Genomic DNA, 22,275 nt, shown 5'->3' on the forward strand with positions numbered 1-22,275 from the left:
GGATCGTTTAGCCTTGGCGGGTGGATGCTTTCGGTGACCTACTGCGCGGATTGCGGGCCCAGGGCTCGTTGTTCGGCAGCTCGACCCTGACCCCGCCCTGGTCGCTGCACTTCGTGGACGGCGCGCCGCTGACCTTGTGCACCGTCCTCTCCGGATGCGGCTGGATCGTGCCGGAGCGCCGTCCGCCCGAGCGTCTGGGCGTCGGTGAGACAGTGATCGTGCGGGGCCCCGCGCCGTTCCTCTTCGTCGATGAGGTGGGCACCCGGGCCGAACCCGTCGCGTGCGGCGCGTTCTGCTCGACGCCCGAGCAGGGCGGGACCCAGTACCGGCTCGGCTGGCACGATGCCGGTACCGGCGGGGAGAACACGACGACCCTGGTCGTCGGCGCCTATCCGGTGCGCGGCGAGATAAGCCGCAGGCTGCTGGACGCGCTGCCCGTCGTACTGCGCGTGGGATCCGGCGACGGGCCCGACCCCGTGTGGGACCACCTCGCCGCCGAGGTCGCCGCCGACACACCGGGCCAGCAAGTCGTCCTCGACCGACTGCTGGACTGGATGCTGGTGTGTGCGCTGCGCGAATACTTCGACCGGCCCGGCGGCACTCCGCCGGGCTGGTACTCCGCCGGGCGCGACCCGGTGGTGGGTGCCGCGCTGCGCCTGCTGCACGGGGAACCGGCAGCGCCGTGGACGGTTGCCTCGCTGGCCAGCCGGACCGGGGTGTCGCGGGCCACGCTGGCGAAGCGGTTCACCGACCTGGTCGGCGAACCGCCGCTGACCTACCTCACCCACTGGCGCATGACGCTCGCGGCGGACCTGCTGACCGAGCGCGAGACGGTGACTGTCGCGGAGGTCGCCCGCGCCGTGGGCTACTCCGACGCGTTCGCGTTCAGCGCGGCGTTCAAACGGGTCCGCGGCATCAGCCCCAGCGCGTACCGGCGCACTGCAACGGCCCCACCCCCCCCAGTCACACGGTCGGAGTGGACCCGGCCGACCAGCTCGACGGACAGGTCACGCAGGACCCAGGCCAGGCGGGTGACGTCGTAGCCGGCGTCGCTGACGATCACGACATGCGGGTCCCCGGCCTGCCACTGGCCGGCGGCGATGAACCGCTCGATGACTTTTCGCAGCCGGGCGGCGGTGACCGCGGTCGCGTCGTCTACCGGACCGAGCCGGACCGAGCCGGACCGCGTCCAGGATCGCGGTCCAGGACGTGGCGCCCGGTTCCAGCGCGGCGACGAAGGAGTAGGGCCAGCCCGGGATGAACTGCGAGGCCGTCTTCGCCCGGCCGTGGACGTGGCGGAAGAGCCGCTCCGCCGAGCACGGCGCGTCCGAGCGAAGCCAGGGCGACACGTCGACCGCCAGGACCAGGCGCCCGCCGGCGAAACGCGGCAGCGACAGCCCGGCCAGCACTGTCCGCAGCCGACCGGTGTCGATCCGGCCGCGGTTCAGACCGCCGTCTCCACAGCCCGTCCGGAACAATCCAACTCCACGTACCCTGCCCCATACCGAGGTCAACGACGCCTCACACAGAGGACACGGTCTGAGCGACTGCCGTGAGCGGTCGCGTGGAAGACCGGGCGGGAGCGGCCGTCACGAGGAATCGCGGGGCCGGGCGCCGACCGGGAACGGCGCCGTCCCTATTCGTGGCGGCGCGCCGTCACACGTCGGGCGTCGCGCCACCGCCGCACGCGGTCACCGGCTTCCCCGATCACGATCACCAGCACCGCGGAGGCGGCGCACGCCGCCAAGCTCGCCTGCTCACCCACGAGTTCACCGATCACCCAGAGGACAGCGGTGACAAATGCCCACCACGCCGCATAGGCGAGGACGACGTACGGACGGACTCTCTTCACGGTGACCACGATACGCCGACGCCGCGCCCGGACCGCACGGCCGGTGCACGACGAGCGGGGGGCGGGCACCGCGCACTCGGCGCGGCACCCGCCCCCGGCGGTCCGACGACCGTCCGTCACCCGCGGGTGTAGACGATCCGGTAACTGGAGACGTACGTCCGGGACGTGCGCGCCCAGCTCCAGCCACCGGTCCGGGTCCACTTGATGCCGGTGAAGGCGATCCGGTACGTGGTCCGGTCCCGGTAGGAGTACTGGTAGCGGGTCTCGTGCGTCGCCAGGATCTTCTGCTTGCCCCAGCCGTACCAGGCCACGACCTTGCACTTGAAGACGTACTGCTTGCGGTAGCGGTACTGGCGCTTCCAGGCGGTGATCGGCACGGGGCCCTTGTCACCGCTCACGACGTCCCACACCCAGTGGTAGTTGTAGTTCTGCCAACTGCCGTAGGTCCACCGGGTGGTGCGCAGCACCGTGGTGAAACTGCGGCCCGTCCAGGCGTGCTTGGGCACCCGGCACGTGGCGCAGCCGGTCACGTCGTCGCTGTTGACCGGATCGGCGCAGGCGTAGTCGTAGGCGTTGCAGCTGCCGCCCGGAACCGGGTCGGCCGACAGGAACCGGCCGGTGGCGGGATTGTACAGCCGCACGCCCATGAGCAGCAGGTTGCTGCGCGTCTCGCCCGAGCGGTGCTGTCCGCCGTGCCAGCCGTACCGGACCGGGGCAGAGCCCTCGGCGCGGTTGCCGTACTCGTCCGTGGCCAGCACCGTGGGGGCCTGCCCGGCGGTGGCGGGAAGCTCCAGCACCACGTCGCCGTGGAGGTTGACCAGGTGGAGCACCGTGCCGCCGGTCTTGGCGGTGGTGGCCACCAGGTTCCCGTCGAAGCCGTTGACGTTGCGGGTGACCTCTCCGGTCGCGGTGTCCTCGACGATCCAGCGCGGGCTGTCGGCGTCCGAGCTGTAGTGGTTCAGCTTGGACTGGGTCCGGGTCCAGGTGCCGGAGGTGTTGGACTCGACCGTCCAGCCGCGGAAGCGGAGCTGGGAGTCGAGCGACCAGGTCTGCCGCTGGGAGCCGGCCGTCTGCTGGCGTACCAGGTCATTGTTGAAGTACGCGAGCGTGGTGTCCGGCGCGGCGGTGGTGCGGCCGAAGGCGTCGTAAGCGTAGCCGCTGTCCACGAGCCGGTCGGCGCTGTCGTAGGTGTGGGTGGTCGTGGTCGCGCCGCTGGTGGTGCACTCCAGTCCGGGCGCCGCCGCGGAGACGGCCCGCGTCTTGCGGTTGGAGTTCTTGTCGAACGTGTAACTGCGGGTCACGCAGACGGCGTCGACGGTGTCGTCCTGGGCTCTGGTGAGGCGGCCCGCCTTGTCGTAGGTGAACGTCTGGTTGGCCGTCTGCCCGGCCGAGCCGGTGTAGGCGGCCCGCTGGCCGTGGACGGTGGGCAGCAGGTTCTCGGAGAAGAGGACCGCTCCGTCGCTGTCCCGCGTGTAGGTGCGCTCCGTCGGCTGGCCGGCCGGGTTGGTGCTCTGGCGCATGGTGTAGCCGCCCGGCAGCTTCTGGCTCTGCACCTGGCCGTCCGCGTCGTAGCTGACGGTGAAGGTACCGGCCACGGAGTCGGTGATGGCCGACGGCAGACCGCGTGGGTCGGCCGTGGTGTCGTACGCGTACGTGGTGCTCGACGGCACGTTGTCGCTCACCCGCAGCGGCTGGCCTTCGGCGTCGTAGGTGCTGGTGGTGACACCGCCGTCCGCGTCGGTGTAGGAGATCAGGCGTCCCAGCTTGTCGTAGGACTTCCTGATCGTGCCGCCGTCGGCCGAGGTGATCGTGGCCACCTTGCCGCTGGCCGGGTCGTAGGTGGTGGTCACGGTGGGGACGGCGGAGCCGAGCCCGCCGGTGACGGCGACCTTGACGGCGCGGCCGGCCGCGTCGTACTCGGTCGTCTTGGTCCGCGTGCTGCCGGCCGCGGTCTCCGTGAGCTTGGAGGTCTCGCCCCAGCGGTCGTATTCGGCCAGGGTGGTGACCGTTTCGGCCGGGTTGGCGCCGCCGCCGGTGACGGCCGCGGCGGGCCGGGTGCGGCACACCTCGTCGGCCCACTCGGGGCGGCCTCCGCAGACTCCGGTGCCGTCACCGGTGTAGTACTCGGTGATCAGGGTTCCGGCGTCCGCTCCGGTGGAGGCGGGCAGGCTGCGGCTGATCTGACGGCCGGCCGCGTCGTAGGTCGCCTTCTCGGTGATGGCGAGGCCGCCGGGGTCCTGGACGGTGCTGGTGGGCTGGCCCTTCGTCCAGTCGAACACCGTCTGGGTGACGCGGGTGTCGGCGGTCAGCGCCGGCCAGTTGCGGGGCTGCCCGCCCTCGGTGGTCCTGGTGACCTTGTCGGAGACGGTGGCGGTGCCGTCGGTGGGCCGTCCGCTGTCGTACTCCATCACGGTGCGGTGCCGGACCATGAGCTGGTCGCCCGCGGCGGCCACCGTGGTGGTGCCGTCCTTCAGGTCCGTTTCGAGCACCGCGCGGTGCAGCGGGCCCAGGGTCTCCAGTTCACGCGAGCCGTCGGCGCTGTAGACGCCGCGGTTGGACAGCAGTTCCGCCCGCTCCGCGGCCGGCAGGGAGCCGATGCCGAGGTCGGCGAGGGTGGCCTTCTGCGCGTCGGTGGTGCCGAGGGCGAGGGCGCGGTTGGCCGCGGACAGTTCCCGGACGGCGTTGCCGAACTCGTCGTACTCGGTGGTGGTGACGTTCTTCGCCGGGTCCAGGGTGTTGACCTCGCGGCCGGAGGCGTTGAGGTAGGAGACCATGGCGCGCCGGTAGTCCGCCGCGGTCAGGGCGCCGCCGTCGTGGGAGGACGGCCGCGCGTCCGTCGGGAAGACCGCGGTCGCGTCGGTGGGCGCGTCGAGCTGACCCCACGCCCGCACATCGGCGGCCCCCATCGGATGGGGTGCCTTGGCACCCGTCAGGGGCACGCCGTAGACGACGGTGGTCTGCGCGGTGTTGCCGTCGGTCTCGTCGGCCGAGCCGGCCTTGAGAGTGGGGCGGGACACCTTGAGCAGCATGCCGTCACCGGCGACCGGGTCGCCGCCGACCTTGCCGTAGGTGAAGGTCCACGGCAGCTGGCCGGGCGGGGTCAGCTCGGTGACCCGGCCCGCCGCGTCGTAGGAGTACGCGGTCTTCAGCGCCGGCGAGATCCGCGGATCCCACGTCTCGCGCAGCCGTCCTGCGTCGTCGTAGGCGTACTTGGCCACCGGCGTGGCCGTCGAGGCGGCCGCGCCGGGCGAGGTCGCCCACACCCGGATCTCGGAGACCTGGTCCTTGAAGTCGCCGAAGGCCGAGGCCGTCGCCGTGGTCGAGGAGGCGTAGACGAACTCCAGCACCCGGCAGCCCTTGGTGGCCGGGGCGGCCTCGCAGGCGCCCACCGTCACGGCGCTGGTCGCGGCGATGATCCGCTTGGGGCGGACGAGGGCCTTGCCGTCGACGGTCACCGACTCGGAGACCACCTCGGTGGTGGAGTGGGCCCGCCCGTCGACCAGGGAGCGGCTGACGGCCCAAGCGGTGCCGGCGGTGCCCACCCGGCGGAACGTGGTGACCGTGCCGTCGGTGTCAGACAGGACGAGGTCGCCGCTGGTGAGGCTGCCCTTGAGGGTCAGGTTCTCCGCGCCGGGCTCGGGGACCCAGCCGGTCCTGGCGGCGTTGGAGGTGAAGGACACCGTGCCGCCGTCGGAGGTGACGACGTCCAGCGAGGTCGCCGACGTCTTGCGGATCTCGGAGTAGTCGGACTCGACGGCCTGGGCGGCCGTGCCGGTCACCCACTGCTTGCCGAAAATCGCGGCCTGCCCCTCCTGGTCGGCGCCGGCCGTGGGGGTGCGGGAGGAGGCGCTGCGGGTGACGCTCATGTCCAGCACCGACACGTCGCTGCCGGACAGGGTGTAGTCACCGGTGAGGAGGTTGAGCGAGCCGGGACCGACCTCGGAGGTCGCGGCGCCGTCGGCGTTGCGGTCCACCACGACGGTCAGCGGCTGGGTGGCGCCGACGGCACCGCCCGGGCCCGTGAAGTCGGCCTTGATCTGCACCGTTCCGTCGGGATCGACGGTGTCGGTGGCGTTCCAGACGAGCGGCGCGTTCTTCCCGTCGGCCAGCGGCACCGGCCAGGCGGACAGCGGCTGGCCGCCGGCCGTCACGTGGCCGACCGGGATCCTCACCCAGTCGTCCGCCGCGGAACGGCGCCAGGAGAACGACACCTGGTCGTACTTGCCGGCCTCCGCCTCGGCGACCAGCGGCACCCGGCGCGCGGTGCGCTCGCCGTCGGCGGGCTGGACGAAGCCGCCCGGACCGGCGTGAAAGGTGTACTCGGCGGCGTCCGAGGTGTTGGCTGCCTTGTCGACCGAGCGGACCTGCAGGGTCTGGGTCCCGTCCCGCGGCGGTACGACGCTGATGGCCTTGGCCGCGGTGGACCCGCCGGTGGCGACCTTCGTCCAGGTCACGCCGTCCAGCGACCACTCCAGCCAGTTGTGGTCAGCGGCGGGTGGGGTCACCGTGAAGGTGCCGGCCTGGCCCGCGCCCTTGACCCAGGCGTTCGCCGGGTAGTCCGTGGAGGCGATCTTCACGGGGGCGGAGGGCGCCGAGGTGTCGACGGTGAACGTCTTCCACGCCGACCAGCCGGTGTTGTAGTGCGCCCCGTCGTACGGCGAGGTGCGGAACTTGTACGTCCTGCCGTTGGTCAGCACCCCGGCCGGCACCGTCACCGAGGCGGGCTGGCCCGAGGGCACGTACGGGGAGACGAGGACATTGCCGACCTGGGCGTTGGTGGCACTGTCGAAGATCTGGAAGGTCCCGTTGACCTTGTCCCCGTCGGCGTCGACGAAGGTGTCGCGCAGGGTAGGCGTGGTGGTGTTGACCATGTAGGCGCCGCTGTACGAGTAGTACGGCGGTCCCGCCTCCTGCTTGGTCCCGGTGCGCGGCCGGTAGTTGTAGTTGACGACCAGTTTCGGCGGATTGGCGGCGGCGTTGGCCGAGTTCACCCGCTTCCACTGGGTGGTCGCGGTCTCACTGGACGCGCGCAGGCCCATGTGCCCGCGCGAGGTCTTGGCGGACGCCCACTCCTGCACCAGGGCGGTGACATCGGCGTTGATCCAGCCGTCGGGGGCCGAGGTGCACGCCGTGTTGCCTCTGGTCTCGGTGGAGGTGGCTTTCAGCGCCGTCCAGGCGGGCTGCGCCGTCCACCGCGAGGAGGTCGTCGCGGCGCCGGTGGACCAGACCTCCCACGGGTACGCCTTGCAGTCGGTGTTGCCCGAGTGGAAGTTCCACAGGGACAGCTTGGCGCCTGTCACCAGTGCGTCGGCGATCGGCGCGGTGTTCCACGAGATGAAGGAGCGCGCGGTGCGCGGGGTGCCGTCGGCGTTCTTCGTGCCGGGGTTGCCGAGGTCCAGTTCGACGTCGGTGGACCAGTCGCGGGTCTCGCCCTGCTGGACGTAGGTGTCGAAGACGTTGGACAGGGCCGAGGTGGAGGGGTCCACCGTCACCGGGTACTTGGTGGCCGGGTCGTTGAGGAACTCCGGGTCCGGGGTGATCACCAGATCGACGGTGGATCCCTTGGTGACGGCCTTCATCGCCACCGGCACCCGGCGGGTGTGCTCGCCGGAGACCGGGTCGACGGTGGCGTCCCACATCACCGGCGCCGGCATGACCGCCTGTGTCTTCTTCTTGTCGGTGAAGACCACGCTGCCGTCGGCCCGCTGCTCGACCTTCAGGCCCTTGGCCTTCAGCGGCAGCGTGTAGGTGTAGCCGTCCGCGGCGGGTCGCCGCTTGATCTCGACGAACTGCTCGAAACCGGTCCGGGTCGCCTCGACCACGACGTCCGCGCCGGGCACGGCGTCGACGTACTCGGCGCGGGTGCCCTTCAGCGTGGGCTGGGGGAGACCGCCCTTCCACTGCAGGGTGATCTGCTCGTCACCCTCGCCGAGGGTGACGAGATCGGTGGCCCGCGAAGCCTGCGCGGCCTTGAGGGACGCGGCCGGCGAACCGGTCTCGCCGGCGAGTCGCAGGCCGCGAGGGTGGGCCAGGGGCTCGACCGTTCCGCCGGGTCCGCGGACGAGGTCGAGATCGACGTCCCGCCAGGTGCCGTCGGCCTCGTCCCGGAACCGGACCGGGCCGGCCGTCAGTTCCGTGGTGAGCGACCCGTCCTTGTTCGCCCACGTGGTGGATGTCTCCGTGCGCTCCGAGAGAGCCTCGACCCGCTTGCCGGACAGCCGGGCGGCCACCCGGGCGGACGGAATGTCGGCGGCCTGGGTGACGGCCGCCTTCTCGGCGGCGTGGGGCTGCTGGGGCGACTGCGCCAGGGCCGGACCGACGCCTTCAAGCACGGTGACGGCCAGGGCGAGGGCGAGACCGCCCGCCAGGCAGCGGAGGCTCACCCCCGACCAAGGACGCCCGCGCTCCTGCGGCGGGGGTATGTGAACCGACATGTCTCCTCGTCCACTCCTTTTATCTGTGCCTTACCTGTGTAAGTCCGATGTGAAGATAGCGGGGAGGGGAAGTGATGCAACTCGGGCAAGCGCGGGCAAGATTGACGTCTCGACAGCCAAACGTGACAAGATCCACTTCGTTGAGGCACACGTCGGCGGCGCCCTCGCGGGCGTCCCGCGCCGCGGCCCGCCGGCCCGCCGGCCCGCCGGCCCGCCGGCCCGCCGGCCCGCCGGCCCGCCTGCCCCGGCACCGGTGCCGGGGCCCGTTCCGGGACGGACGGGGCGGACGGGGCGGACCGGGGCGCCGCCGCACCTCCGCGACGCGACGGCGGGAGAAGGGCTGCCTGAAGTTCCCCCTCTGGACTGGGCAGCTTGATACTGGGACGACAGGTCCCGGAGGAAGCAGTTCCAGGTAGTGGGCAAGAAGAGCAATACGAGCAAGCGGTACGCGGCCGAGTTCAAGCGGGACGCGGTCGCGCTGGTCCACCCGTCGGGGAGGACGGTGACCGAGGTCGCTCGGCAGATCGGGGTGAGTCCGGAGGGGCTGCGGAACTGGGTGAACCAGGACAAGGCCGACCGTGGCAGGGGCCGACGGGTGCGCTGACCAGCGACGAAAAGGAAGAGCTGCGTCGTCTGCGGCGGGAGAGCCGGGAACGGCAGCAGACGATCGAGGTTCTGAAAAAAGCCGCGGCCTTCTTCGCGAGGGAGTCGGCGAAGTAGCTGTGCGCTACGCGTTCATCGATGCGGAGAGGGCCACCGATGCGAACCCCGGTGGCCACAGTGTCGCCCTGCTGCGCCGGATCCTGGGCGTGTCCCGCTCGGGCTGTTACTCCTGCCTGGCCACGCGGGAGGCCGCCCGGGAACGGGCCCGTCGCCAGGACGAGCTGGTCACCGAGATCCGACACCTGCACGCTGCCTCCCGCCGTGCCTACGGGTCTCCCCGGATCACGGAGGCCCTGCACCGGCAAGGGCAGCGGGTCAACCACAAACGCGTCGAGCGGCTCATGCGCGAGCACGGCATCAGCGGGGTCACTCGCAGACGGCGCCGGGGCCTGACCAGAGCGGACCGTACGGCACTCGCGTCACCTGACCTGGTGGGCCGCGACTTCACGGCCGCCGAGCCGGGCACGAAGCTGGTCGGCGACATCACCTGTCTGCCCACGCCGGCCGGCTGGTGGTGTCCGGCCACGGTGATCGGTCCGGCCACCCGCGAGGTCGTCGGTTACGCGATGGCCGACCGCCACCGGGCCGGCCTGGTCGTCGACGCCCTGCGGATGGCCGCTGGCCGGGGCGACCTGAAGGAGGGATGCGTCACGCACTCGGACCGCGGAGCGAAATACATTTCGCGTGGACACCGCGTCGTCATAAGGGAGTCGGGGCTGCGGCAGAGTATGGACAGAACGGGCTCTGAGGCGGTCGGCCACGTGTCGGCGTACCGAGAAGAGTGCTCGGGAGTGTACAGACGAACGTGCTCAGTCGCGGGGCCGGGAGGACGGCCCTGCGGCCGTGGGGTGTCCGCGAGCGTCCATGACTCGACGGCGGTCTGAACCTGGAACACGCGGGCGTAGGCTCTCAGGAATGCGGATAGGCGAGTTGTCCAAGCGCACGGGCGTGAGTCCGCGCTCACTGCGGTACTACGAAGAGCAGGGCCTGCTGACCAGCTCACGCTCCGACGCGGGGCAGCGTCACTATTCCGATGCTGCGGTCCAGCGCGTGTCACTCATCCGACAGCTGTTCGACGCGGGTATGTCCAGCAGGGTGATCGCGACTGTGCTGCCGTGTGTGGACGTCCCGGGTGACCTGGGCGTCGCCGAGGAGACGTTCACGGCGATGATGCGCGAGCGCGACCGGATCGACGCCGACATCGTGCACCTGACCGAGACCCGGGATGCACTCGACGTGCTGATCAGGGCCAACAGCCGACACCGGGCGGAGCTGTCCACAGCCCCGGGACCGGTGGCGCAGTCGGCCTGATGCTGTGATCCGCGTCTCAGCCGGTTGCCCCTCACATCCATGTCAGAGGTGAGGATGGCGACAACGCCCGGAATCGCCGGGTCGGTCGTACGAGAGGCGGCGGAAGATGGGGCAGGCGTGGGGTTTCGGCAGGTATGGCGGGCCCGAGGTGCAGGAGTTCTTCGATCGTCCCGGCCCTGTCCCCGGTCGCGGCGAGGTGCTGATCCAGGTCGACGTCGCCGGCGTGAATCCCCTCGACCACCTTCTGCGCTCGGGTCTGGTCGACGGGCTCGACGGCGGGCGTCCGTTTCCCCGCGTGCTGGGCATGGAGGCAGCCGGAACCGTTCTCGCCCGGGGCGAGGACGTCAACGGGCTCGAGGTGGGTGACGCGGTCTTCGGCTTCGCGCTCACCGGTGGCGGCACCTACGCCGAGACGACGGTGCTGTCCGCGCCGAACACCGCGCGCATCCCGGAGGGCCTGTCCGCGACCGTGGCGGCAACGCTGCCGGTAGCCGGGACGACCGCGGTGGACGTGCTCGACCAGCTCAGCCTCCCGGCCGGTGCCACGGTCCTGGTCAACGGAGTCGGGGGCGGGGTCGGCCTCGCCGTCGCCCGGCTGGCCATCGGGCGCGAGCTGCGTGTGATCGGCACCGGGAGTACCGCCAAACGCGAGCACGCCGAGGCCGTCGGAGTGCGGTTCATCGACTACACCGCCGAGGACGTCGCCGCCGCGGCACGCGAGCTGGTTCCGGACGGCTTCGACGGAATCGTCGACCTGGCCGGAGGCGCCTCGCTGCGGACGGTCGCTCCGCTGGCCCAGGATCCCCGCAACGTCATCGCTGTGGGTGACATGTCCGTGTCCGATCTCGGTGGGCGTTTCGTCGAGCGCCGCGTCGATCGCGAGAACCTGGAGCGGTCGGCCCGGCTGGCCCTCGACGGACTCCTCGCACCCGTGATCACCGCGGTCCATCCGCTCTCCGACGCCCCGGCCGCCCTCGCCACCGTCGAGAACGGTCACGCCTCGGGCAAGGTTGTCATCAAGGTGGCATGAGAGATGCCCGGCCGTCCGACGCTGTCGACCGTCCACTGCGGACCGACGGGAACCCGTGGCCAGCGCAACATCGACTGAGCACGTTCACCTGTACGGGGTTGAGTACGTTCACCTGTACGAGGTCGAGCACGTCCAGGCGTACGCCGACACCACGCCACCGGCGGTGTCGGGAACGGCTCTTGCTCAGTGGCTCGTGTTCGGTTGCCCTGACCCGGCTCTGGTTCAGTGGCCCCGGTTCGACCTGGCGCGTCCGGGGGATCCGGGTCGGGAGACGGCGACGGACGAGGGTGGGTCGGGCAGGGTCTGCTGGATCCTGGCGATCTGGTCGAGGAGCTGTTCGTTGAGCTGGTCGCGGGCGTGCTCGGCGCGGGCCACGGCGAGGGAGGCTTCCAGGGCGCGCTCCCGTGAGATGCCCTGGGCGACGCTGCCGAGCAGGTCGCGGCGGAGGAGCTGGGTGGCTTCCTCCAGGCGGTCGAAAGCGTGGGCAGCAGCCTGCTGGGTTGCGGGTGAGTGCTGGGCGAAGAGGGGATGGAGGTAGTGGGCGTCGATCGCCGGGACGCCGACCGCCTTGATCTCCGCGTCGAACGTGTCCAGAGCCGGGACCCGGCCCGCCGCGAGGTCCTGTTCGGCGCGTTTGAGGACGTCGATCCAGTGCCGTCCGGTGACTCGCAGGCTCGTCAGCCGTGCGATCTCGGTGTCGACGGCCTGCCGAGTGCGTTCGGCCTCGGTGTCCGAACGCCGCCACCACCGTTCCAGGACCGGCACGCTCACCATGGCCACCGCGCCCAGCACTGCCCCGACGACTGCGCCGATCAGTCCGTAGAGCGCTCCCGTGTCTGCCATGAGTCCAGTGTGCCGCAACAGAATTGACGGTGTGTCGAATTTTGGTCCACTTACACCTAGGCTGACGGCTGATCGCGGGGACGGGAAGAGGGGATGCGCTGTGGAGCGACTGCAGGCGGACGACCCGGGGTGGGCGGGAGATTACCGGCTGCTGGCTCGGGTGGGCTCGGGCGGGATGGGCCGCGTCTACCTCGCCCGCAGGCGGAACGAGGCACCGTGGGTCGCGGTCAAGCTGGTGCGGGCGGAATTCGCACAGGACGGGGAGTTCCGCGAACGCTTCCGACGCGAGGTGAGCCTGGCTCGCAGGGCGGGCGGCGCGTGGACCGCGCCGGTGCTGGACGCCGACACCGGGTCCTCCCGGCCGTGGGTGGCCACCGCCTTCGTGCAGGGGCTGTCCCTGGACCGGGCCGTACAGCGGCACGGGCCGCTGCCGGAAGCCTCGGTACGGACGCTGGTGGCCGGCCTGGCCGAGGCCCTCGACGGTGTGCACAGCCGGGAACTGGTGCACCGCGATGTCAAACCCGCCAACGTGCTGCTCGCACTGGACGGTCCCCGGCTGATCGACTTCGGAATCGCCCGGGCCACGGACGCCTCGGTGGCGCTGACCCGCACCGGAGTGGTCGTCGGCTCACCGGGCTACATGTCTCCCGAACAGGTCATCGGCGGCGAAGTCGGCCCACCGACAGACGTGTTCACGCTGGGCGCGGTGCTGGTGTTCGCCGCGACGGGCCATGGCCCCTTCCCCGGGGACGGGGCGGCCGGCCTGATGTACAAGGTGGTGCACGAGGAGCCGGATCTGGGCGGCCTGTCGGGTCGGTTGCGGGAGATCGCCGCCGCCTGTCTCGCCAAGGATCCGGCGGCACGCCCCGCGGCCGGGGAGACAGCCCGCACGCTGGCGCCTGACGGGGCCGCGTCCCTGGCCGGAGCGGGCTGGCTGCCCGCCCCGGTCGTGGCGGACATCCAGGCCCTGATGCGGGAACTGGTCAACCTGCCCGCCCCCGCCGACACCGTGCGCACGGAACCCGCCGGCCCGCCACGCCGACGCAAAGGGTCGCTGCTCCTCGCTGCCGCTGCCGCGCTCGCCGTGTCGGCGACGGTGTTCGTCACGGTGCAGGCAGGAGGTGACGGCGGCAACGGCGGTGACGTCCCTGGGGCGTTCCTGGGCACCTGGGAAGGGCAGCTCACGACCAGACGTGACCTGCCGGGCGGTACTCTGCGCATCACGATCGCGCAGGGCACGGTCGGTGATGTCGTCTCGACCGACGCGGCGGTCTCGATGCAGGGCGTCAGCTGCACCAGTGATTACCTGCTGACGACGGCTGAGGACGACCGCCTGGTCCTGGAGACCCGGTCGAGCGAGAACGGCGGTTCCAACCCCCTGAACCTGTGCGTAGAGAGCACGGAGACAGCTCGCGTCACGCTCCGGGACGACGGTCGCCTGCACTACGCGTCTTTGAGTGAGGAGGCAGGATTTCCCGAGGGGTACTTGAGCAGGGCCGGTGAGGAGCCCGCCGCCTGACCGGCCGGCAGCGGGACAGCGGCGGTCCCAGGAGCAGGTCAGTCGGTGGCGCGGTAGCCGAGCCCGCGGTGGGCGAAGGTGGTGAGAATGTCGCGCAACTCCTCCTCCTCGGTTTCAGTGTGATCGCGGGTGAAGAGGAGGTAGCAGGTTCGTTCGCCCATCCAGGCAAGGGCCTCCAGCCGGGCACGGTCCTGCGCGGGATCACCCCCGACCAGTCCGCGGGCGCGGTCGTGGGCGACCGCCCGGCAGGCCAGGTCGATGCCGTGCTCCATCAGGGAGACCCACACCTGCCGGTATTCGGCATGGGCGGACAGTTCGACACCGACGCGGAAGATGTGGCCGTGGCGGCGCCAGTTGTCGACCTGAACGCCGACGGCCCGCTTCAGGCTGGTGGTGTCCACCGCGTCGCCGGATGCCTCGAGGCCGGTGTAGATGTGCCGGGTGGCCCGTTCGATGACGGCGCACACCACCTCCTCCTTGGAGGCGAAGTAGAAGTACGCAGCGGAACGGGTGATCCCCGCCTGCTTCGCGACAGCCTCCATCGTCAGCCCGGCGACCGACGACCGCCGGAGCATCTCCTCCGCCGCGTCCAGCAACGCCTGCTCCCGCAGATCACCCTTGCTCACTTTGGCACGGCGTCGACCCGCCGAACGCGCTTCATCGGACTGACTGTTCATGGCCGCTGAGACTACGCCCCGCACGGTCCCCATGATCCGGGGGAGGTGGCTTACGGCCGGGAGCGGAAACCGAAGGGGCGGAACAGGACTTGACAGGGCGTTGACAGCCATCGACGCATCGTCGGACATGGAGCCGGCACAGCTGAGGGACCGGGCTTCGACCGGTCTGTGCACCAGCACCAACCGTCGAAAGGGCCCGGGTCCGCCTCTGCCGTGGGCCACGTTGGGTCCTTGTCTCGCCTTGTGTCAGTGCTGGTTACGCGCCCACGAAAGAGGACCTGTGCCGCTCGAAAGATCATCGGCGCAGGTGGGAGTGATGCAATCCGGTCCTGGGATCATGTCCGCGTGATCGTGTCTCTGCTGTACAGGGACGAACGCGTCCGGGAGGAGCCGGCGGAACGGGAGCGCATCGACCAGCTGCCCGCCGCCGCTGCGCCGGGCACCGTGTATGACCCGGACACCGACGAGGTCGTCCAGGCCGAGCTCGCCGCCGAGGCCACGGCCGCCGCCGAACGGGAGGCCGCCGTACGCGAAGCGCAGCGGATCGCAGACCGCGCCGACGAGCCCCAGGAGCTGCGCGAGCTGGACACGCCGGAGCAGGCCGAACCCCGCGAGGGCGACGAAGCCGTCCGGGACGAGCCCACCCGCCGCGCCGGGTCGTAGGTCCAGGCCGACGTCGACGCCTGGCTCGCCCGCGCCCTGGCCGCGCACCGCGGGCACTACGCCCACCCGGCAGCCCGCGAGGCCGCCGCCGGCCTCCTGCCGCAGTCCGTCCTCGCACACGCCGCACCGCTGTCCGCGCCCGCCCGCCTGGTCCCGGCCGCCGCGCCCGGCGAACTGGCAGTCGTGGCCCGGCTCGCCGCCGCCGAACCCGAGGCCACCGCCGGCCTCGCCGCGCTCCTCACCCGCGCCACCGAGCCGGCCGACCCCGCAGGGAGCCCGGCGTGACCCACGACCAGGAGCCGGAGGCCGTCGCCCTCTGGCACACCGCCAGCACCGTCGGCCGGCGCTTCGAGGAGCTGCTCGCCGACGGCACCGTCCATGCGTGGACCGAGCCGCCGCTCGGCGAGGCCTACGACCCCGGCGAGGACGACCCCGACCACAACCCCATCTGCGACTGCCCCGCCGTCCCACGCGCGTTCTGCGTGAGCTGCGCGGCCTGCGCCGCCTGTCGGCCGTGCACGTGTCCGCCCTGGGAGCACCTCTTTCACGGGGATCGGAACCCTCCGTGCGCGACACTGTGACGCGCATCACGTAAGAAGCAGAACCTGTGCGCATCATCGGGCGTCTGGCTGGTGTGAGATCACGCGTGAGAACACTGGACGAGCTGGACGAGGAGCGCCTCGTCCGGCTGGTGGCCAGAGGTGACCGCGGGGCGTTCGACGAACTGTACCGGCGCACGTCGCCGTGGCTGGCTGTGCGTCTGCGCCGCCGCTGCGCGGACGAGCAGATCGTCGCCGAGGTCATGCAGGAGACCTATCTGGCGGTGTGGCGCGCGGCCGGTGCGTTCGCCGGGAGCGCGGTCGGCGGGACGGCCGTCGGATGGTTGTGGACGATCGCGGCGCGCCGCCTCGTCGACGCGTTCCGGCGCCGTGCCCACCATGCCGAGCCGCCCGTTGCCGCCGCCGAGCGGACGGTGGCGCCCGCGGCGGAGGACGAGGCACTGGCCGGGACCGTCGGCGGGGACGTCGGTGACGCCCTCCGGCAGCTGGCGCCGGAACTTCGAGAGGTCCTGCAGGCCATGGTGCTGGACGGGTTCTCCGTGCGGGAGACCGCCGTCCTGCTCAGACTGCCCGAAGGCACGGTCAAGACCCGCGCCCGCCGGGCCCGGATCGCAATGCGGGAGGCGCTGAGATGAGCGGGGAACACGTGTCGATGCGGCTGCTCGACGACTACGCACGCGGTGATACGGAGATGGCCGTGGACGCGGTATGGGCGGTGGAGGCCCATCTGGAGACGTGCGCGATGTGCCGGAGTCGTCTGGCGGCCTCCGTGGCCACCGAGGTGCCCGGCATCGCCACGCTCCTCGAGACCGTCCGGGCCGGTCTGGAACCGCAGTTGGACGCAGCCGTCAGAACACCCTCGCGGCGACGCCGCCCGAGGTGGCTGTCGGCCTGGCTGACGCCGGCCATGGCCCCGTGGCTGGCCATGACCGGCGCCGTTGCCCTGATGGCGCTGCTACTGGACTCGCTCGCCCCGCCTGCGTTCTTCGGCGGCATCTCTCCCGTGTCGGTGATCGCACCCGTGCTGCCGCTGTGTGGTGTCGCCGCATCGTGGTCGCGCGGCCTGGACCCGGCGCACGAAATGACGGCCTCGACCGCCCGAGCCGGCCTGCCCCTGCTCCTCAGGCGCACCACGGCGGTTCTCGTGGTGGTCCTGCCCGGGCTCCTGGTGGGGGGCTGGCTGACCGGAACCATGACGGCCGCGCAGTGGCTGCTGCCCTCCCTGGCCTTCACCTCCACCGCCCTGGCGCTGGGCAGCGTGGTCGGCGTGACTCGCGCCGCCACCGGGCTGGCGGTCACGTGGGGCGCCGTCGTCGTTGCACCCACGTGGATCACCGGCCACGTCCCCCTTGCCCTGCGAGGTGTTTTCCAGCCCGACCAACTGCCCGTATGGGGGCTGCTCCTCATGCTCGGCATCGGCGCCGTGATCACCCGCAGAAACGCGTACTCAACGCTGTGAAACCACCGTCGACCTTCGAAAGGGACCCCCGCACGATGCCCACCACGAACGCGGCCGACACCGCGCCGAAAACCTATGCCTGGGAGATCCGGGCCAGCGGCCTGAGGGTACGCGTCGGACGCAAGAAGATGGCCGTTGACGGACTCGACCTCTGCCTGGGCATCGGCACCCACGGCCTCCTGGGACCCAACGGAGCAGGAAAGACCACCCTGATCCGGACGCTGGCCACCGTGCTGCGCCCCACTGAAGGCGAACTGGAGATGCTCGGCACCCGCGTGGGCCCGATGGCTGACCATCGGGCCCTGCGCCGCCGGATCGGCTACCTGCCGCAGGCTTTCGGCTACTACAAGCGCTTCACGGTGCGTGAGTTCGTTGAGTACATGGCCTGGCTGAAGGAGGTTCCGAAGGCGGCCGTCCCCGCAGCCGTCCAGCGGGCCGTGGAACGGGTGGGCCTGGCGGACCGCGCCGACCAGCGGATGAAGACCCTGTCCGGCGGCATGGTGAGGCGGGCCGGCATCGCTCAGGCCATCGTCAACGATCCCGCGGTGCTGCTGCTGGACGAGCCGACAGTCGGCCTGGACCCGGCGCAGCGGTTGCGCTTCCGCGAGCTGTTGCAGGAACTGGGCCGCGACACGTGTGTGGTCGTCTCCACCCATCTGGTCGAGGACGTCGCGGCCGCCTGCTCCGACGTGGTGCTCTTCGCCGACGGCCGTCTCGTCTTCCAGGGCACGCCGGACGACCTGGCCGCGGCGGGCGGCCCCGGATACCCGGGCGGCAGCCCCCTGGAGCGCGGCTACTCAGCACTGCTCCAGGACTTCGAGCAGCCGGCAGGCACCTGGTGAACGCGCGAGTCCTGCGTACCGAACTGAAGCGCTCCATCGCCCCGTGGCCCGGCATCGTCGTCCTGGCGGGCAGCCTGGCGGTCCTCCTGCTGATCGACGGGCTCTGGTGGCAGGGCGACGCGGGATGGACGGCTCAGTGGACCTCCATGGCCCTGTGGACCCGGTACCTGCTGACCTTCTGGTGGCCGCTCGTGGTGGGCCTGGGCGCGGTGTACGGGCTACGCGACTCCCGCTCGCAGATGGCCGAACTGCTGACGACCACGCCGTTGTCGGCCTGGCGCCGTGCGGCGCTGCCGGCCGGCGCAACGGCACTCGTGCTGACGTGCGGCTTCGGCCTCCTGGTCCTCGTAGGCGGAGTCCAGGTGGCCCTCGGTGCCACCGCCTACACGAGTCTCGGCTGGCTACCGATCTCGCTGGTGGCGGCGCTGTCCCTCGTCGCAGGGGCCGTGTTCGGCATGGGTGTCGCGCGGGCCGTGCCCTCTGCGCTCACCCCGCCGGCCCTGACGGTGTTCCTCTTGCTGACGGCCCTCTCCCTGCGGCAGAGCAATGAGGGGGCACTGCCGTCGAGCGTCGCGCCGAACCGGCTCGCCCTGCTGTTCCCGGCGACTGCGGAGCCGCGGGAGATGCTGCTGACCCTGTCCGGCTCCGTCCACCTCGGCCAGACACTCTGGCTGCTCGGCCTGCTTGCCACCGGTTTCGCACTGCTGTCGGCCGCGACCCTCCGGGCCCGACTGCTCGCGGTGGTCCCCGTCCTGGCCGGCGCAGCCCTGGCCCTGCTGATCCTCCCGGCCACTCCGCGCGACACCTACGTCATCGACGAGGCCGCCGCCACCCTGGTCTGCGACGGACCGGTGTGCGTGACGCAGGCGAACCGCTCACGCCTGCCTGAACTCGCACCGCGCGGCAAGGACGCGCTGCGCGTGCTGCACGACGCCCTGGGCGACAAGGCGCCGAACTCGGTGCGGGAGGACACCGGGCTGCGCGCGCTCGGCGACGAACGCCGGCTCTCCGGCGACGCGGTGCTGGTCGACTTCGACGACCCGCTGACCGCCCGTGCCACAGGGGCGGAACTGACCCGCCTCCTGGTCGCCCAGGGCCTGGCACCGAACTGCGCACCGCGCACCCCTTGGGAGGGCGGGGGGCAGGTCGACATTCCCGTACAGAGCATCGCCGCGAGCTGGGCACTGGGCGATCACCAGCTCAAACCGCTGCAGAAGCCGGACCCCTACGCGTACTCGCAGCGTGAATGGGCGGACGCCGACGTCGCCTGGCAACGGCTGATGGCGCTGTCACCGGCCGAGCAGCGCTCGCGGATCGCCGAGGTGCACGCCGCCGCTCTCTCCTGCACGGTCCACGACGCGCTTTCGGTGCTGGCGGGGAAGGGGTCGCGATGAGGTGGCTGATCCTGTACGCCCGTTCACGACAAGTGCCCACCTCGGCTGCAGCGGTCGCGCTCGTCGCGCTGGCAGCGTGGGCCTTCAACCAGGACGGCGCGGGCCCGATGAGCCTGGGGACCGCGGTCCTGATCCTCACCGCGAACGTGGCGGCCGCTTCCGTCGGGCTCGATGGGCAGGACGCCGCGCTGGATCGGACGGCCGCGATCCGGTGGATGCCCCGGCGGGCGGCGCACGTGCTGCTGGCCGGCGCGGTCGCCGGGGCGGGCCTGCTGGCGGTCCAGGCAGCTGGAGCCGAGCTCGCCCCGGCCGCGCTCGTCGTCCGCGACAGCGCTGGCTTGGTCGGCCTGGCCGCGCTCGGGGCGGTGCTCTGCGGGGCCCAGTTCGCCTGGACCCTGCCGGTCGGCTGGCTCGCGTTCACCCTCCTCGTCCCGGCTCCGCCCGGCATCGCGGGAGAGGTGAGCAACTGGATGATCATTTCCCCCGCCACGACGGCCTCCGCCGCGACCGCGTGGGCCCTGCTGGCGGCCGGCACCGTGCTGTACGCCGCAGCAGGACCGAGACGGTGACGGACACGCTCCGCGCTGAGCGCTTCAGCCGGCGAAACTCGCCGGCCGTAGCGGCGTCGGCCACCGCCCTGCGGACGCACCGGCGCGGCCGGGACCACCTGCTGGAACAACTCCCACAGCCCGTCCGGCACCAGACGCCTCACCATTGCCATCACGACCGCCAGCCTAGTGATCAAGCCAGTTGAGACGATCTCTTAGCAGGGGAGGCGGAGTCGGCGTTCATCGCCCATGCGGCACCCATCCCCCGGCACCGAGCACGACCCCGACGACGAGGGAGAGCACCACGGCCCTTGTGCGGGCACCAGGCTGCTCGTAGGACGTCGAGGCGGGCGTGAGGGTGGACGGCTGCTATGACTGCATCCGGCCAAAGGGAGCGTAACCGCTCACGGCCCGGGCAGGGGATCAACGCGCTGCTCCACGGCTTTCGGCGGTCAGGATGGCTGTGGCCGCGATATCGAGGGCGACGGCCCGACCAGCTGCTTCCTACCTTGCTGCGATGCATCCGATTGCTGCGCCGGATCCGGATCCGGTTGGGCACGACCCGACGGCCTGCCCAAGGCACTGCTGAACTGGTCGTACTTGGGAGCCCCCCCGGTCAAGGACGTGGCCACGGTGGAGGGATGGAGAAATGAGGAAGCCAGACGGTGCCGCCAGTCCGGCCGTGCGGCCGCCTGGCACCGCCACGCCTCGGCAGGGGTCAGGACCCGGAGGCGGGACGGCGGGGGGAGGGAACCGCGCTCAGGAGTTCCCACAGCGGAGTGGAGCCGGCGGCCCACCTGGCGAGCATGTGGCGGTCGACGAGGTGGAGTCGCTGGGAGCGGGCGAAGGCGACGGCTTTGTCCGTGAAGCGGCCGTTGGTGACCAGCACGACAACGTCACCGTTATGTACGGGCCGGCCGGTGCCGTTGAGGACATGCAGGTCCGGGGTTCCGACAGCGGAGCCGGCCAGTCCGGCCTTGCGATGCTTGCATTGGATCACCCACAGGCGGCCGAAGGGATCGGTGGCCTTCACATCGGCGCCATTGTCGCCGGCCCCACCGACCCGGATCGCCTCGGGGTAGCCGTCACGGCGCATCAGGTCCCGTACGGCTTCTTCGAACTGCCGGTGGTGCAGGGCGTCGATCTGTGGCATCGCGTAGCGCAGTCCCTGCTCCCGCACCCGGTTCCAGCGGGCGGCCTCCCGGCGCCGGTGCACCCACACCCCGCCGGCCGCCGCCGTGACGAGCAGCAGCACGATCGGCACCCAGGGGTGCGCGGCCAGCCACCGCAACGCGCCGACCACCAGGCTCCACACCACGGCGAGCACCAGGAGCAGCAGACCCGCCTGCTCCCAGCCGGAGGCCCGCCTTGGACGGTAGGAAGCCGGGCGACGCCTCGGCGCGGACCGGCGTCGAGAGGCGGGAGACGTACGGCTTGGGCGTCGGGCGGGGGAGCGGCGAGTGCTTCGGGATCGAGGGCTCATGTGCCGGCCTGCGAGATGCCGTTCACCAGCTGCTTGATCACGTTGAAGATGCCCTGGCCCAGTGGGGTCGGCGCGATCACGATGCCCAGGGCCAGGACGAAGAGGGCCGTGTTGCGTTCCTCGACGCGGCTTCTGGCCTGGGTCCTGCGGCGTAACCGCATCACTACGATGACCGCGAGCAACACCCCCACGTTGATTGTCACCATGCGAAACCCGCTCCCGCCCTGCCCTCGTCTCCTGCACTGTTCCTGGCTTGCCCTGAAGGGGCCGGGGAACAGTGCAGCCGATCAGGCGACCGGATCGCAGCGGGTCACTGAACGTTGGCGGAACGTCGCCGGACGCTGTCTGGTTACCGTCCGGACACCCGTTCCCACAGGTGAACGAGGTAGAAGACCCGACCGGCCGTTCCGGCGCATCGACACCGACCACCCGTAGCTGCGAGCGGGGCCGGGGCCGGGGCTGGCCGCAGATGGCCATCCGCACGGGTGTTTGCGGCCCCTGTCGTGGACCAGATGGTGAGGAGCTGGTCGGCGACGGTCTCCAGCCCCAGGGCGTGGGCACCCTTGACCAGCAGTATGTCGCCCGGGAGGAGGACGGCGCGGACGGCGGCGCTGACCGTGTCGGCGGTATGCCCGTCGGAGGCGGGCCCGGTGGTGGCGGTGTAGACGCCGGTCAGGACGTCGGCGCCCTCTCCGGTGCCGACGACAAGAAGGTGGGCGAGGCCGGCCCGGGCGGCGGCGACAATGACGCGCTGGTGCCACTCGACGGAGGCGTCGCCAAGCTCGGCCACCTCGTCCAGGACTGGTGGTCATCTTGGACTCCAGTTGTGCGGTGCGCGCGGGGAGTGCGGGGGCGTGCCTGTCAGGCGAGGAGCTGGTACGAATCGCCCGCGACGGGGCTGGGGGTGTGGCTTCTCCTTGATCGTGGACACCTGGGGACTGGGGCGTGAGGTTCCAGAGGAAGCAGCACCAGGGGGGAAGCAAGTACACGAAGCGGT

Annotated in this window: 20 protein-coding genes and 1 pseudogene; 13 read left to right on the forward strand and 8 right to left on the reverse strand. The window is 71.3% G+C overall.

Going from position 1 to position 22,275, the window contains the following annotated elements; genetic code table 11:
- Positions 1-20 precede the first annotated feature (20 nt).
- On the forward strand, positions 21-1,043 hold the full coding sequence (locus ACIQ8B_RS27410; RefSeq protein WP_403550426.1) for an AraC family transcriptional regulator: 1,023 nt from the start codon (positions 21-23) through the stop codon (positions 1,041-1,043).
- Here the strand turns inward: ACIQ8B_RS27410 and ACIQ8B_RS27415 are convergent.
- The 3 genes and pseudogenes from ACIQ8B_RS27415 to ACIQ8B_RS27425 all read right to left on the reverse strand — a co-directional run.
- A pseudogene (locus ACIQ8B_RS27415) lies at positions 965-1,454 on the reverse strand (transposase); the annotation flags it as partial. The gene ACIQ8B_RS27410 and the pseudogene ACIQ8B_RS27415 sit on opposite strands and share 79 nt — an antisense overlap.
- A gap of 182 nt (positions 1,455-1,636) precedes the next feature.
- Positions 1,637-1,852, reverse strand: coding sequence for a hypothetical protein (locus ACIQ8B_RS27420; protein ID WP_403550428.1), 216 nt, complete (start codon positions 1,850-1,852; stop codon positions 1,637-1,639).
- A gap of 116 nt (positions 1,853-1,968) precedes the next feature.
- Positions 1,969-8,286 carry a DNRLRE domain-containing protein gene (locus ACIQ8B_RS27425; protein WP_403550430.1) on the reverse strand — a complete coding sequence of 2,106 codons (6,318 nt, stop codon included), beginning with the start codon at positions 8,284-8,286 and terminating at the stop codon, positions 1,969-1,971.
- 415 nt (positions 8,287-8,701) lie between these two features.
- Between ACIQ8B_RS27425 and ACIQ8B_RS27430 the strand changes: the two genes are divergently transcribed.
- The 4 genes from ACIQ8B_RS27430 to ACIQ8B_RS27445 all read left to right on the forward strand — a co-directional run bounded on the left by ACIQ8B_RS27430 (position 8,702) and on the right by ACIQ8B_RS27445 (position 11,290).
- Positions 8,702-8,890: a transposase gene (locus ACIQ8B_RS27430; RefSeq protein WP_403550432.1), complete on the forward strand. Its 189-nt coding sequence runs from the start codon at positions 8,702-8,704 to the stop codon at positions 8,888-8,890.
- Positions 8,865-9,833, forward strand: a complete 969-nt coding sequence (locus ACIQ8B_RS27435) for an IS3 family transposase (protein ID WP_403550434.1) — start codon at positions 8,865-8,867, stop codon at positions 9,831-9,833. Before ACIQ8B_RS27430 ends, ACIQ8B_RS27435 begins: the two co-directional genes overlap by 26 nt.
- A 31-nt stretch (positions 9,834-9,864) precedes the next feature.
- Positions 9,865-10,260 (forward strand): MerR family transcriptional regulator, encoded by a 396-nt coding sequence (locus ACIQ8B_RS27440; RefSeq protein WP_403550436.1) that lies wholly within the window; start codon positions 9,865-9,867, stop codon positions 10,258-10,260.
- Positions 10,261-10,366: 106 nt separating this feature from the next.
- Positions 10,367-11,290 (forward strand): NADP-dependent oxidoreductase, encoded by a 924-nt coding sequence (locus ACIQ8B_RS27445; RefSeq protein WP_403550438.1) that lies wholly within the window; start codon positions 10,367-10,369, stop codon positions 11,288-11,290.
- A 222-nt stretch (positions 11,291-11,512) separates the two neighbouring features.
- Here ACIQ8B_RS27445 and ACIQ8B_RS27450 read toward each other — a convergent pair whose 3' ends face one another.
- Positions 11,513-12,133, reverse strand: a complete 621-nt coding sequence (locus tag ACIQ8B_RS27450; RefSeq protein WP_365422262.1) for a hypothetical protein — start codon at positions 12,131-12,133, stop codon at positions 11,513-11,515.
- A gap of 100 nt (positions 12,134-12,233) precedes the next feature.
- Here ACIQ8B_RS27450 and ACIQ8B_RS27455 point away from each other — a divergent pair, with 100 nt between their 5' ends.
- Complete coding sequence (locus ACIQ8B_RS27455) at positions 12,234-13,652, forward strand: serine/threonine-protein kinase (RefSeq protein ID WP_403550440.1); 1,419 nt, start codon at positions 12,234-12,236, stop codon at positions 13,650-13,652.
- A 38-nt stretch (positions 13,653-13,690) separates the two neighbouring features.
- Here ACIQ8B_RS27455 and ACIQ8B_RS27460 read toward each other — a convergent pair whose 3' ends face one another.
- A complete protein-coding gene (locus ACIQ8B_RS27460; protein WP_403550442.1) occupies positions 13,691-14,278 on the reverse strand; it encodes a TetR/AcrR family transcriptional regulator in 588 nt (195 codons plus the stop codon).
- Between the two features lie 396 nt (positions 14,279-14,674).
- Between ACIQ8B_RS27460 and ACIQ8B_RS27465 the strand changes: the two genes are divergently transcribed.
- From ACIQ8B_RS27465 to ACIQ8B_RS27495, 7 genes are all read left to right on the forward strand, one after another.
- A complete protein-coding gene (locus tag ACIQ8B_RS27465; protein WP_403550444.1) occupies positions 14,675-14,992 on the forward strand; it encodes a hypothetical protein in 318 nt (105 codons plus the stop codon).
- A 281-nt stretch (positions 14,993-15,273) separates the two neighbouring features.
- Positions 15,274-15,573 carry a hypothetical protein gene (locus ACIQ8B_RS27470; protein WP_403550446.1) on the forward strand — a complete coding sequence of 100 codons (300 nt, stop codon included), beginning with the start codon at positions 15,274-15,276 and terminating at the stop codon, positions 15,571-15,573.
- A gap of 65 nt (positions 15,574-15,638) precedes the next feature.
- The gene (locus ACIQ8B_RS27475) at positions 15,639-16,187 is read left to right on the forward strand and encodes an RNA polymerase sigma factor (RefSeq protein ID WP_403550448.1); all 549 of its coding nucleotides are present in this window, start codon (positions 15,639-15,641) and stop codon (positions 16,185-16,187) included.
- Positions 16,184-17,011, forward strand: a complete 828-nt coding sequence (locus tag ACIQ8B_RS27480) for a zf-HC2 domain-containing protein (protein ID WP_403550450.1) — start codon at positions 16,184-16,186, stop codon at positions 17,009-17,011. Before ACIQ8B_RS27475 ends, ACIQ8B_RS27480 begins: the two co-directional genes overlap by 4 nt.
- A gap of 35 nt (positions 17,012-17,046) precedes the next feature.
- Positions 17,047-17,853, forward strand: a complete 807-nt coding sequence (locus tag ACIQ8B_RS27485; RefSeq protein ID WP_403550452.1) for an ABC transporter ATP-binding protein — start codon at positions 17,047-17,049, stop codon at positions 17,851-17,853.
- Complete coding sequence (locus ACIQ8B_RS27490; protein ID WP_403550454.1) at positions 17,850-19,247, forward strand: hypothetical protein; 1,398 nt, start codon at positions 17,850-17,852, stop codon at positions 19,245-19,247. Before ACIQ8B_RS27485 ends, ACIQ8B_RS27490 begins: the two co-directional genes overlap by 4 nt.
- A complete protein-coding gene (locus tag ACIQ8B_RS27495; protein WP_403550456.1) occupies positions 19,244-19,816 on the forward strand; it encodes a hypothetical protein in 573 nt (190 codons plus the stop codon). The genes ACIQ8B_RS27490 and ACIQ8B_RS27495 overlap by 4 nt, the downstream gene beginning before the upstream one ends.
- 697 nt (positions 19,817-20,513) lie before the next feature.
- Here the strand turns inward: ACIQ8B_RS27495 and ACIQ8B_RS27500 are convergent.
- From ACIQ8B_RS27500 to ACIQ8B_RS27510, 3 genes are all read right to left on the reverse strand, one after another.
- Complete coding sequence (locus ACIQ8B_RS27500) at positions 20,514-21,131, reverse strand: restriction endonuclease (RefSeq protein WP_403550472.1); 618 nt, start codon at positions 21,129-21,131, stop codon at positions 20,514-20,516.
- Between the two features lie 143 nt (positions 21,132-21,274).
- Positions 21,275-21,484 carry a hypothetical protein gene (locus ACIQ8B_RS27505; RefSeq protein WP_311584251.1) on the reverse strand — a complete coding sequence of 70 codons (210 nt, stop codon included), beginning with the start codon at positions 21,482-21,484 and terminating at the stop codon, positions 21,275-21,277.
- Positions 21,485-21,627: 143 nt separating this feature from the next.
- The gene (locus ACIQ8B_RS27510) at positions 21,628-22,068 is read right to left on the reverse strand and encodes a hypothetical protein (RefSeq protein WP_403550458.1); all 441 of its coding nucleotides are present in this window, start codon (positions 22,066-22,068) and stop codon (positions 21,628-21,630) included.
- Positions 22,069-22,275 lie beyond the last annotated feature (207 nt).

This window comes from Streptomyces sp. NPDC096105, from assembly GCF_044763335.1.
GTDB lineage: Bacteria > Actinomycetota > Actinomycetes > Streptomycetales > Streptomycetaceae > Streptomyces.